This window comes from Psychrobacter celer, from assembly GCF_016107555.1.
GTDB classification, from domain to species: domain Bacteria; phylum Pseudomonadota; class Gammaproteobacteria; order Pseudomonadales; family Moraxellaceae; genus Psychrobacter; species Psychrobacter celer.
Map to the genome: position 1 here is coordinate 138,972 of NZ_JABASU010000006.1, position 12,558 is coordinate 151,529.

The window sequence follows — 12,558 nt, forward strand, 5'->3', positions numbered from 1 at the left end:
TTCATGATGGCAGATAGTCGCCTGTAGGCAAAACTGGAAAATAATCATGCTATATTGACCGATTTCCCAACAGTTGACAAGGCGTATGCGGTCACGCGCATCGATATGTGGTTATAGGACGGCGATAACTATATTGACAAATAAAAGATAACAAATCGCAAATCACAAATCAGAAAGAGGCCAAGCAGGCCGCTCAGCCCTTTTGTGGGTCAATGGTAATAGATGCTATATAGTGAGTTCAGTATAAAAACGATACAGTGGGACTGGGATAAATTTTACGCAGCATCGAGCAGCGCAGGCACAGCACGTAAGGAAAATTTATACCAGTTCCACGTTGACATATAATGTATCTGTTTTATTGAGAATCGACTATAGTCAATCCGCCATGAAATGAGTACAGTAGCACGCCCTAATTCGATAGTATTTATCGTAGCGGGTGCAATATCTTCTTTGGGCGATTAATGTGCCTCGTCCCAATTGGCGCCGCTATCTGTTTCTACCAGTAATGGTACGGCAAAGTCGACTTGCCAGCCTTTTTCAGCCGCAGTGGTCGTTAACACATCTTGCATCGCATCGGTGATAAGCTGACTAATTTCATCGACCTTATCGCTATCAACTTCAAATACCAACTCATCATGGACTTGCAGCAGCATTTTGGCTTGATCTTTGGGCAATACCTTATCGACAGCAATCATGGCAAGCTTGATAATATCAGCGGCAGAGCCTTGTAGTGGAGCGTTGATCGCGGCTCGCTCAGCGCCTTGCTTGACCATGCGGTTGCTATGAGTGATATCGGGCGTGTAGAGCTTACGGCCCAATATCGTCTCGACATAGCCTTGCTCATAAGCGCTGGCTCGCGTGTTGATCATATAGTTTTTGACACCAGGATAGCGCTCAAAATACATGTCGATATATTCTTGCGCCTCACCGCGGCTCATCTGTAGCTGTTTGGCAAGGCCAAAGGCACTCATGCCGTAGAGTAGACCAAAGTTAATGGCTTTGGCGTTGCGGCGCTCGGTCGCAGTTACCTCAGCGACTTCTTTACCTAGCACTTCTGCTGCGGTGGCTGCGTGAATGTCCAGACCTTCATTAAAGGCTTGTGTCAAGTTTTTGTCGCCTGAGAAATGTGCCATCAGACGCAGCTCAATCTGTGAGTAATCCGCCGCCAAGATAACGCGACCTGCTGGCGCGATAAAGGCTTGGCGAATCAAGCGGCCGGTGGCAGTACGAATTGGGATGTTTTGCAAGTTAGGATCCGTCGATGAGAGTCGTCCGGTGCTGGTCAGCGCTTGATGATAGCTGGTATGTACGCGGTCGCTCTGGGCGTCTGCGACATTGGCCAGCGCATCGGTATAGGTGCTTTTAAGCTTAGACAGCCCGCGATACTCAAGGACAATCTCGACCAATGGGTGATCAATCTTTGACAGTATCGCTTCGCCAGTCGAGTATTGGCCTGACTTGGTTTTTTTGCCGCCAGGGATGCCCAGCTTATCAAACAGCATCTCACCCAGCTGCTTTGGCGAGCCAAGGTTAAATTCTTCGCCAGCAATTTCATAAGCGCGTTTTTCGAGCGCGATGATTTCTTCATCAAACCGCTCTGATAGCTCATTTAAAAACGAGCGCTTGATTAAGATACCGTTTGCTTCCATTTGGCACAGTATCTCGGCCGTTGGAATCTCTAACTCGTGCAGCAGTTTGGCATTATTTTCGTCATCAGACAGTTTTTTATGAAAGATATCAAACAGCTGATAAGTGATATCGGCATCTTCACAAGCATAGTCGCTGGCGATATCGATGGCCACCTGATCAAAGGTGACTTGTTTGGCGCCTTTACCCGCGACATCTTCAAAGCTGATCGTTTGCGTCTGTAGATAGTGGCGTGCCAGATCATCCATACCGTGGCGAGTGATGGCGGCATTGATGACGTAGCTTGCCAGCATGGTATCCATCGCCCAGTTATTGGGGCTGGCGTGAATCGCGCCGATCAAGTCGATATCATAATGACTTAACACATGAGCGTCGTATTTGAGGTGCTGGCCGATTTTACCGATATTTGGGTTTTCTAAGATAGGCTTTAAACGCGCCAGTACCGTATCGCGACCCAGCTGCTTGGCGGTCAGCTCATCCCCTTCTAAACGATGAGTTAGCGGTACATAGTAGGCTTCGTGCGCTTGCAGTGCAAAAGACAGGCCGACGATTTCGGCTTGTCGCCAATAGACGCTGGTGGTCTCGGTATCGATGACGAAGTGCGGCGCGGCTTCTAGTCGTTTGACCAAGCTATCAAAAGCAGGTGCGTCTAAAATCGTATGCCATGCGCTATCGCGACTTTTGCTATCGGTGATATTGTCGATAGTGCTTGACTGTAAGGATTTAGCGATTTGCGCTTGTGATTCACTATCGGCCTGAGCGTGCGCCACGCTTTGTGAGCCATTGGCAGGGTGGTTTGGATGATCAAGCGAGGCCAGCTCGTTTCGAAACTCAAGCTCTGTGTACAGAGCGCGTAGCTCATCGATATGGGCGCACGGGTCGGTATTGATTTTTAGATCGGTCCAGTCTTGGCCAATCTCTAAATCGGTGACGATAGTGGCCAACTGCGCGTTGAACGGAATGTCATCGGCATACTCGACCAGATTTTTGCCAGCACGGCCTTTGATATCGGCGACATTGGCCAGCATGGCATCGATATTACCGTATTTATTGAGCAAATCTTTGGCGGTTTTTTTGCCGATGCCCGGTACGCCTTTGATGCCATCTGATGAGTCGCCCATCAACGTCAAAAAATCGATCATCTGATGAGGCTCAATCCCGAATTTTTCGACCACGCCTGCGCCATCAGTAATTTTGCCCGTAAAACTGTCTTCTAGTATCACGCAGTCATTAATCAGCTGCATCATGTCTTTGTCACCTGTCGAGATTACCACGTGATGACCTTCAGCGACGGCGCGATAGGCCAGCGTACCGATGATGTCGTCGGCTTCTGCGCCCTCAATACGCAGTAGTGGAATTCCAAGCGCGGCAACCAAGCGATGAATATACGGAATCTGCTCAGCCAGCTCTACATCCATTTTGGGGCGATTGGCTTTGTACTCTTCAGACATCGCATGGCGAAAGGTCGGTGATTTGGTATCAAAACACACCGCCATATGGGTGGGGTGATAGCGGCGCATCAGTTTTAATAGCGCATTTAACGTACCGCGTATGGCGTTGGTGATGAGGCCTTGCGAGTTTTGCATGGTCTTTGGCAAGGCGTGATAAGTACGAAACAGGTAGTAAGAGCCGTCGACCAAGATAAAAGGTGGTTGCTCTTTATCCACATGACTGGTGTCCATCGTTGCGACGTTGGGCATACAGGCAAAGTCTGGCAAGGTGTTTGGATTGATGGGCGAGTGGGAATTGTGGTCGTTGTCAGTCATAGAGGGTCACTTATCAAGTATTTGGCAGCAGGTATTGATTGGATAATAAAATATGGGATAAAAACAAGCATTAGGTAAAAAGATACCCTCATTATAACGATAAAATACCTTCTTGCCGAATGAATGACAAACGAATAAGACGAGCCAATAAAAGTCGCGATGTGTACAAGATGCGTACAAACAAAAGTGCCAGACAATAAAAAAGAACCCAGACTCGCTGCGTTCTTTTTATGCTTCGTGACACTATAGTAGAGTAGCCGAGAACTTATTGAACCTCTGATGTCACCTCGACGTCGATATTGCCGCGCGTGGCTTTTGAATATGGGCAGACTTGGTGGGCTTTTTCGACCAGCTTTTGGAACTCATCAGCAGATAGCTCAGTGTTTTTGCCAATCACGTGGATTTTTGCCGCCAGCTTATAGTCGTGCCCTTCGCCTTGCATCAGGTCCACTTCTACTTCGGTGGTTGAGTCAAATTTGGCTTTTTCCATTTGTTTGACCGCGCCTAATGCGCCATCAAAACAAGCGCTGTAACCCATGGCAAATAGCTGCTCTGGGTTATTGCCGTCTTTGCCAGAGCCGGGCGGTACCATATTGATACTCAGATCGCTATCAGCGAGACTGGCTGAGCCTGCACGGCCGCCGGTGGTTGTAGCTTTAGTAGAATATAACGTTTTCATAACACATCCTTTGTTGTTGGTTTTGTCGCTCGTGGTGAGCTTTATTGATTTAGAAACTATTGTATTAAAATTGATTTAGAAACTATTGTATTAAAGACTTATATAAATACGATTGTAGGTGCGAGCGTCGAATAAAGGCTGGTAAGCTCGTATTGTTTTTATCCATGGTAGCAAGCTATTTGATGCGCACAATGGGTCAGGCGTAAACATATATAAAAAGTTTGTAAATATACAAACAGTGTGCGCATAACAAAACAGCGTTGATATATAAATAATGAGGGTATTGAGGTAAACTAATCACATCAATATCGCTGTTTGATCCTCAGTGTAGATGACAACAAATGGCAATCGACCTGACCATGACAAGGATACTACTTAATGTTAATGAGCAACTCTATAAAAAAACGGATGGTGATTCCCAGCGTATTGTCTGTGTTGGCGTTGACGATGGTTGGCTGCGAAGAAGACGATGGTGTGTATGGTTCGGAGAATAGTAACGAGCTTGAAATCAATCATTTTGAGCGCATAAATAATAACATCGCACGTATTGAGATTGAATATAGTGATGGAGAGCGTGATATTGATGTCACAAACATCAAGGGTGCGCTGAGCTCGCCAAGTATTAATGATTTACCAGTTGCAACCGTGTTAGGAAACAACTTTGAAGGCACCCTCGAAGATCGCTATATTGAAGTAGATGGCCGCACAGTAAAACGCCCTATCTATGAGAAGGGCAGTAATAAACAATTGAACTATCAAATACGCTATAGAACGTTGAACCTATCAGGAACAGATGCTAGTAGCTACCAAAAAGGCAATCGTCCTAGTGATGATCGTGGTATTTTCACTGATTTGAATAATTTCACCAATATTCCTACAAATGCTAGCTTCCCTACTGGTTCCGTGTGTTATATCCCTGTGACTAAGAGCGAAGAAGCGTTTTTTGTGTTTAATGATAAAAACAAAACACGATATCAAACCCTAGAAGACTGGATTGAGGTAAATGAGGACAGGTTTGGTGACAATCAGCGATATTCCACTACCACAGCCAAAGTAGGTAAAGATAATAATGCTCGTGCGGCGCAGGTGACGTTTTTTGCTACCGATGAGCGGCCTGAATATAACTACTATGGTGCTGAATATGGCAAGTCAGTTTTTGATGCAAACTATATCAACAAAAATGAACAGCGACCTAATGAAGACAGCTTTCGCGGCGTAGTCGATTGCACGTTGGTCAATGACGTAGCGGCTGACTTTTTAGAGCAAGAAATCAAACGCTATTATTAAAAAAAGCCCATAATTCAGGCCAAAAACATCGTAACCTCCAAGGTCGCACGCTCTATTGGGCTATCATAGAGCGTGTTTTTTTATGCGCTAATTCTGCAGCCTGGCGCTAAATCCGTTACAATACGCTCATATTTACCCTATTTATTTAGACTAATCTCTAAATGACCCAACTGCTGAAGCCGAACATTATGAGCGTAGACCCAAAAAAACTAAATCAAGAAGTTGCCAAGCGCCGCACCTTCGCCATTATCTCGCACCCTGATGCGGGTAAGACCACCATGACCGAAAAGCTGCTCCTATGGGGACAAGCCATTCAGGTAGTGGGTGAGGTCAAAGGCCGTAAAACCGACCGTCATGCGACCTCTGACTGGATGAGCATGGAGCAAGAGCGTGGCATCTCTATCACCACCTCCGTCATGCAGTTTCCTTACAAAGACCATATGGTCAATCTACTAGACACCCCAGGTCACGCCGACTTTAGTGAGGATACTTATCGTACTCTGACCGCCGTAGACAGCGCGCTGATGATGGTCGATGGTGCCAAAGGTGTCGAAGAGCGTACCATCAAGCTGATGGAAGTCTGCCGTATGCGCGACACCCCCATCATCTCATTTGTCAACAAGCTCGATCGCCAGATTCGTGAGCCGCTTGAGCTACTGAGTGAAATCGAAGCGGTACTAAAGATTAAATGCGTGCCCGTCACATGGCCGATTGGTATGGGGCAAGATTTTGTTGGGGTCTATCATCTTGCAGAAGACAAAACCTATCTTTATGAGAAAGGCAATGGCGGCAAGATGACCGTCTCTGAAACGCGTGAAGGCTACGATTATCCTGATATCCGCGAGCGTCTAGGTCAGCTGATGTTTGATGCTTTTGAGGAGTCACTTGAGCTGGTACAAATGGCGCTCGAAGAGTTCGATGTAGAGGCGTTTTTAAAAGGCGAGATGACCCCTGTGTTGTTTGGTACCGCGCTGGGCAACTTTGGCGTCAATATGGTACTTGATACCTTGGTGAAGTATGCGCCGCCGCCCAAAGCGCACCCGACGCTTGAGCGCGAAGTGGCTGCGACCGAAACGGCGTTTAGTGGTTTTGTCTTTAAGATTCAGGCCAATATGGACCCGCGCCATCGTGACCGCATTGCGTTTTTGCGGGTGTGCTCTGGCAAGTACGAGAAAGGTATGAAAATGAAGCACGTGCGCCTAGGGAAAGACGTGCGTATTGCTGATGCCTTAACCTTTTTGGCAGGTGACCGTGAAGCATTAGAAGAGGCGTATCCGGGTGATATTATTGGCCTACATAACCACGGGACAATCTCTATCGGTGATAGCTTCACCGAAGGCGAGGAGTTGAACTTTACGGGGATTCCGCACTTTGCGCCTGAGCTGTTTCGCCGTGTGGTATTAAAAGACCCGCTCAAATCCAAAGCGCTACAAAAGGGCTTACAGCAGCTCTCCGAGGAAGGCGCCACGCAGGTGTTTATGCCGCAGATTAATAACGACTTAATCTTAGGCGCGGTCGGGGTGCTGCAGTTCGAAGTTGTCGCTCATCGTCTCAAAGAAGAGTATAAAGTACAGTGCAGCTTTGAGCCGGTCTCTATCGCTACCGTACGCTGGATTCATTGTGATGATGAGGCGGCGCTGGCGAAGTTTAAGAAAAAAGCCCATGATCAGCTATCGATAGATGGTGGTGGTTATCTGACTTACCTTGCGCCATCACGTGTCAACTTGCAATTGATGCAAGATCGTTATCCAGAGATCACCTTTAGCAGCACGCGTGAGCATTAAAACGACTGTTATCAAATCAACCATATCACTATATTGTTCATTGATTAAGACACGCTAGCCGTGTCTTTTTTATTGTCCGTTATTTATGCGGCAAATGAGTCAAGAGAGGTTTTGAGTGATTAGCAACACTGCAAAAACACAAACAGTGTTCCTACAATACAGCGTCATTGTTACGGTAGAATGTTAAACAATACTTTATATTATAAAAAGGAATGCATGAAAGCTATGGTTCAATCTCATCTTAATAGGTTCACGCTGACGCATACTTCTTTAGGCAGAGTAGGGCGTATACGGCGAATTGGTCTCTTAGCAAGCGGTTTACTGATGGGGGCCGCTAGTCTGTCCGCAAATGCAGGTAGCCTGATCAGCTCAACAGAGTATCTCGATTATCAATTACCAGAAAAAATTCAAAAGATATGTACTGAGCGTGATAATTGCCCAGATATTGAAGTCAAATATCTCAAAAGCAATCACAGCTGGATAGACAACACCGTCAACGCCCGTATTGATGCGCTGGTGGTCAATAGCAAACCTAGTGAGTCAGGCGCACGAGTGGTAAAAACGCCTGACGATGTCAAAGCGGCGCTTGATGAGTTTGTGACCTCACAGTTTGCGGAGGTTCCAGCAGACAGCGTGTTTGTCTATAGCCTTATGGTCACGCCAGAATACTTAGGTCACGTCAATGATTTTGAGCTGTTTGAAATACACTCATACGTCTTTACGGGCGGCGCTCACGGCATACCCTATAGTGAGTACTTAATATTTGATCAACAAACCAAAAAACCAATTCAGCTGGCAGACATGCTACAGCCCAACAAAAAATCTCGCTTTAACGCCTTAGCCTATAGCGCTTATAAAGAGTGGGTCAAGACAGTCGATGAGGATGTTGCCAGCTATGAGAAAAGCTGGCCGTTTACCCTAAGTGATAATGTCACATTGACAGATCAGGGCATCGATATTCGCTATCAGCACTATTCTATCGGGCCTTATGCTTATGGCATGCCAGTGCTGAGCATCCCTTATAGCCAGCTTCAGGGGGTTATCAAACCGCAGTTTTTGCCAGCGCGCCTGTCGAATAAATAGTTATCGTTGATGTGTCTGGCACATTTGGCCGATCATCGATCAAATCTGAGAGATAGCTGAATACATTACATGTAAAATTTCATAAAAAATAAGGAGTCATAGCATGATGAATCATACAGATAATGCACATACCACCGCAGATGCAGACAGTTGGCGTCTCAATGCCCTAACCGAAGCGTTGGGCGATTTGACATTGACCGTCACAGACAGCCTCTCGATTGGCCGTGGCAGCGACAATGATGTGGTGCTAGGTAGTAAAGCGGTGTCACGCAACCACGCAGTACTGAGCGTGCTGGATACTGAGCTTTATGTCAAAGACTTAGACTCCTCTAACGGAACCTTTGTTAATAATAAGCGTATTGAGGCGAATAAAACGGTTCAGCTGAACGCCGACGATAAGCTTGGCTTTGCTAGCTTTGAGTTTCAAGTAATGGCTTTAGCTGCCGAGGATATAGAGTCAAGCGCCATTGATCCAGCCACCAAAGAGCCGAAAGCAAAAGAGCCAGAAGAGATAGTAGGCTCAGTGCAAGAAGATCTAGAGAGCACTAGCACGCCATCGAAGCAGTCGGCAACAGAGTCATCACTGCCACCTGCCGCTGTTGAAGAAACGATCCCAGCAAGACCTGCATCACCTAGTGAGACCGTTTCAGTAGAAGCTACGCCAGAGCCAGTGGTAAAAGAAACGATCGTCGAGGAGGTGCTCGCGGCTAGTGCAGGCGAGGCCGCTATGTCCGCCGCCCCTGTAGAAGAAGATATTATTGCCCCTACGCCAGCTCAAAATGAACCTCAAGAAACTGTTGCGGCAGAGCCAGTAGCCAAAGAACAAGTCGCTGCAACGCCAGTAGTCGAAAAACCAGTAGTCGAAGAGCCAGTCGTTAAAGAGCCGGCCACTAAAGATCCAGTCGTTGAAGAACCAATAGTAAAAGAGCCAACAGCTGAAGCACCCGTAGCCGAACGTCAAAGTCCTGAGTATGACAAAACCACCAAAACTGCGCTACAAGAAGAAGCGGATCCTGAGGTGCTGCGCGCCAAGCAAGCGGCGACCGCTCAGTTTTCAGGAACTGCCAATCTCGGTCAGGAGCGCGACCTTGGTACCGAAGGCAATAATGCCATGGATCAAGCCATCAATAATCCTGCCAATGCTGGCCAAGTAGAGAAAAAGTCCAGCGGCGGTTGGTTTGTATGGGTGTTTATTGCAATTTTGATTATCGGGTTGGCGTTATGGTTGTTTAATATGGGCGGCGCTTAATTTTAATGGCGTTTCATTTTAATATAGTACTGGCCAGTCCGTTTGAGCCGCTATAACCCCAGCGGGCTTTGATATAATTAGCGGCTACCAGTTATCCTTACTATGCCACTGATAATAAAATAAGCCACCAATCTGCCATTTTTATAGCGTCAACATTCAGTAGAGTGTTGACGCTATCTTGCATTTGTATTGTGACTATCGTTTCTACTGTTCTTATCTTTTGCCAAGCGTTTGCTAAGAGAGTTTCATTATGATGACCTTTGAAGAATATCAAGCTTTTCAAGACCGTGGTTTTAGCCATGCGCCACTGATAAAAAAACGCTTGATGGATGCCCAAACACCAGTCTCGGTGTTTTCCAAAGTACGTGATTTGAGCGGCTCGGCCTACTTGTTTGAGTCGGTGGCAGGCGGTGAGCGTTGGGCACGGTATTCGATGATTGGTCTGGGTGGTGATCTGATCGTGCAATATATAGATGGGGCAATGACGGTCAAAAAAAATGATCATATCGACGTGGAAATGGTAGACCAACCATTTGAGTATATTCGTACCCTGATGGCAGAGTATCAAATGCCAACTTCAACAGACATGCCGGCACTGCCGAGCTTTAGCGGTGGTCTGGTTGGGTATTTCGGCTACGATGTGGTACGGGTGATCGAGCCGAGTATGGGAGAGTGTGAAGCGCCCAACCCAATGACCATGCCTGATATGTGGCTCATGCTATCGATGAATGTGATAGTCTTTGATAGGCTAGAAAATACCCTATCTATCATCGTCTATGCTGACTGCAGAAGCGATGACGGCTATAGCCATGCCATTCGCGAGCTAGAAAAAATAGAAGATAAGCTGACAGAGATGCCAAGCTTGTACGCCCCTATCATGCCCACACCTAAGTTTAAATCGCATACTGGCATGGATAAATACAGTACGGATGTCAATAAAATCAAAGACTACATTATGACAGGGGATGTGCAGCAAGTGGTGCCAGCCCAGCGCCTGACCGCGGATTATAAAGGCAACTCGCTGGCAGTGTATCGTGCGCTGCGATTTTTAAACCCATCGCCGTATTTGTTTTTAGTGCATGGCTACACGTTAGATGATCACAAACGTTTTGATATCATCGGTGCCTCTCCTGAGATGCTATCTCGCGTAGAGGATGGCCGTGTCAGCGTGCGTCCGCTGGTAGGCACGCGCAAACGTGGCCAAGATGCCGCCGCCGATTTAGCACTTGAGACGGCGATGCTCGCTGACCAGCAAGCGGTCGCCGAGCACTGCAAGCTCGTTGACTTAGCACGTGATGATCTTAGCCGCGTCTGTGAAGATGGCAGCGTTGAGGTCAGCCAAAAAATGGCTGTCGAGCGTTATTCGCAAGTGATGCAGATAGCCTCTCATGTTGAGGGTGTGATAACTGCTGACAAAGATGCGCTCGATGTACTGTGTGCCACTTTTCCTGCAGGCTCACTGTCAGGTGCACCCAAAACCCGCGCGATGCAAATCCTCGATGAGATTGAGCCGGTGCGTCGTAGCGTCTTTGGCGGCTGCGTTGGTTATTTGGGCTGGCATGGCAATATGGACACCGCGATAGCGGTGCGCACAGCGGTGATGCGCCGCGGCAAGATACATATCCAAGTAGGCGCAAGTGTGAATGACAGTGCTACTGCAGACGCGATGTGGGAGGAGACCAACCAAAAAGCCCAAATACTGATAAAAGCCATAAAAATGGCCTGTAATGGATTACGTATTCGCTAACGGCTAGGCTTACAGCGAACGGTAAAACAAGCACAAATGCTATGACTGCGATAAAAGTGGTTTTATGGCCAAAAAAACAGTAACATAATCAACCGCTTGACAATTAATGTGAAATTAATCGCAAAAAAAATAAAAAAGGGCTTGCGTCTCTCAAAATATTTGATAGAATAGCCACCACTTTGAGAGAACAAGCCGACTTAGCTCAGTTGGTAGAGCAACTGACTTGTAATCAGTAGGTCGCCAGTTCGATCCCGGCAGTCGGCACCATCTCTTTCAAAGTCGCTTTTTATAAAATTGCCTTGCTTTAAAGTCATTTTTGTTCAAAGCACCCTAAGGTGGGATTGGGGAGCGGTCAAACCCAACAGACTGTAAATCTGTCGCGAAAGCTTCGAAGGTTCGAATCCTTCTCCCACCACCATATTTTAAGTTTGTCATAGCGCCAAGCAAGCTCTTATTATGATAGACTCTCTATTAGAGTCAGCCAAAACAAGAGTAATTGCGGGTGTGGTATAATGGTAACACCTTAGCCTTCCAAGCTAATGACGCGGGTTCGATTCCCGCCACCCGCTCCATATATACACCATCGCAAAGACTATCAATAATACATCACGACAGTCAGTTATCATTGCTGCATCGTGATATTTTTTTTAGTAAACCTACAGATTTCTGCTGTAGTTATTAAAATATGCTCATATAGCTCAGCGGTAGAGCACTCCCTTGGTAAGGGAGAGGTCTCGAGTTCAATTCTCGATATGAGCTCCATTTATTGTTTTAGCTTTTTGTGTTTGCTTTGAGCTTTAATACACAGCTTTACGTCGATATCGAAATTATAGAATATTGAAAACTATAAAATTAGTGTGGCAGATTATAATTCAAAGGTGACACTGAGGTGTTGCCTTTTAGTGCTGTCAATTAGTTAACAAAGCAGTAACGCGTCAGCTGGTAGATTGGTTAGGGACTCGTAAGATATCGTAACGTAACCTCCATATCGCGATACTGTGGATGATGGGCAATCGCGCAAAAAGCAAGTATAATAGACAAGCATATAAGTGTAATCAAAAATAAGCTTGAATAAAAACAAGTTTGAATAAAGCATTGAAACGTACCGTGTTTAGAGGCAAATGAGGAGTCTTGTGTTTGCGATAACACGTTAAGCAAGGTCGTTTTAGTAGTTAAGCCATAGCGTCAACGGTTTGATGGTTGAATATGCATCAGAAGCCGTCAAACAGCTATTCACTGATCTTTTATTGATAAAGATTCACCAAAAAAAGAGGAATTACCCATGGCAAAGGCCAAGTTTGAACGCAACAAGCCAC

The 12,558-nt window shown here is 46.4% G+C and carries 7 protein-coding genes and 4 tRNA genes; 9 read left to right on the top strand and 2 right to left on the bottom strand.

Annotated elements, in window-relative coordinates; all coding sequences use genetic code 11:
• Positions 1-458 precede the first annotated feature (458 nt).
• Together polA and JFC05_RS05050 are read right to left on the bottom strand one after the other, a co-directional pair.
• Positions 459-3,413, bottom strand: a complete 2,955-nt coding sequence (gene polA, locus JFC05_RS05045; protein ID WP_198336019.1) for a DNA polymerase I — start codon at positions 3,411-3,413, stop codon at positions 459-461.
• A gap of 265 nt (positions 3,414-3,678) precedes the next feature.
• Positions 3,679-4,092 carry an organic hydroperoxide resistance protein gene (locus JFC05_RS05050; RefSeq protein WP_105244849.1) on the bottom strand — a complete coding sequence of 138 codons (414 nt, stop codon included), beginning with the start codon at positions 4,090-4,092 and terminating at the stop codon, positions 3,679-3,681.
• A gap of 384 nt (positions 4,093-4,476) precedes the next feature.
• Between JFC05_RS05050 and JFC05_RS05055 the strand changes: the two genes are divergently transcribed.
• The 9 genes from JFC05_RS05055 to JFC05_RS05095 all read left to right on the top strand — a co-directional run bounded on the left by JFC05_RS05055 (position 4,477) and on the right by JFC05_RS05095 (position 12,004).
• The gene (locus JFC05_RS05055; protein WP_198336020.1) at positions 4,477-5,379 is read left to right on the top strand and encodes a hypothetical protein; all 903 of its coding nucleotides are present in this window, start codon (positions 4,477-4,479) and stop codon (positions 5,377-5,379) included.
• Between the two features lie 188 nt (positions 5,380-5,567).
• Positions 5,568-7,163, top strand: coding sequence for a peptide chain release factor 3 (locus tag JFC05_RS05060; protein ID WP_198336021.1), 1,596 nt, complete (start codon positions 5,568-5,570; stop codon positions 7,161-7,163).
• A 324-nt stretch (positions 7,164-7,487) separates the two neighbouring features.
• Positions 7,488-8,246 carry an RsiV family protein gene (locus JFC05_RS05065; RefSeq protein ID WP_227697417.1) on the top strand — a complete coding sequence of 253 codons (759 nt, stop codon included), beginning with the start codon at positions 7,488-7,490 and terminating at the stop codon, positions 8,244-8,246.
• Positions 8,247-8,349: 103 nt separating this feature from the next.
• A complete protein-coding gene (locus JFC05_RS05070; RefSeq protein WP_227697418.1) occupies positions 8,350-9,495 on the top strand; it encodes an FHA domain-containing protein in 1,146 nt (381 codons plus the stop codon).
• A 250-nt stretch (positions 9,496-9,745) separates the two neighbouring features.
• A complete protein-coding gene (locus JFC05_RS05075; protein ID WP_198336023.1) occupies positions 9,746-11,242 on the top strand; it encodes an anthranilate synthase component I family protein in 1,497 nt (498 codons plus the stop codon).
• Between the two features lie 191 nt (positions 11,243-11,433).
• Positions 11,434-11,509 (top strand) — tRNA-Thr (locus JFC05_RS05080).
• A 67-nt stretch (positions 11,510-11,576) separates the two neighbouring features.
• Positions 11,577-11,660, top strand: a tRNA-Tyr gene (locus JFC05_RS05085).
• 80 nt (positions 11,661-11,740) lie between these two features.
• Positions 11,741-11,814 (top strand) — tRNA-Gly (locus JFC05_RS05090).
• Between the two features lie 115 nt (positions 11,815-11,929).
• A tRNA-Thr gene (locus JFC05_RS05095) sits at positions 11,930-12,004 on the top strand.
• Positions 12,005-12,558: the final 554 nt, after the last annotated feature.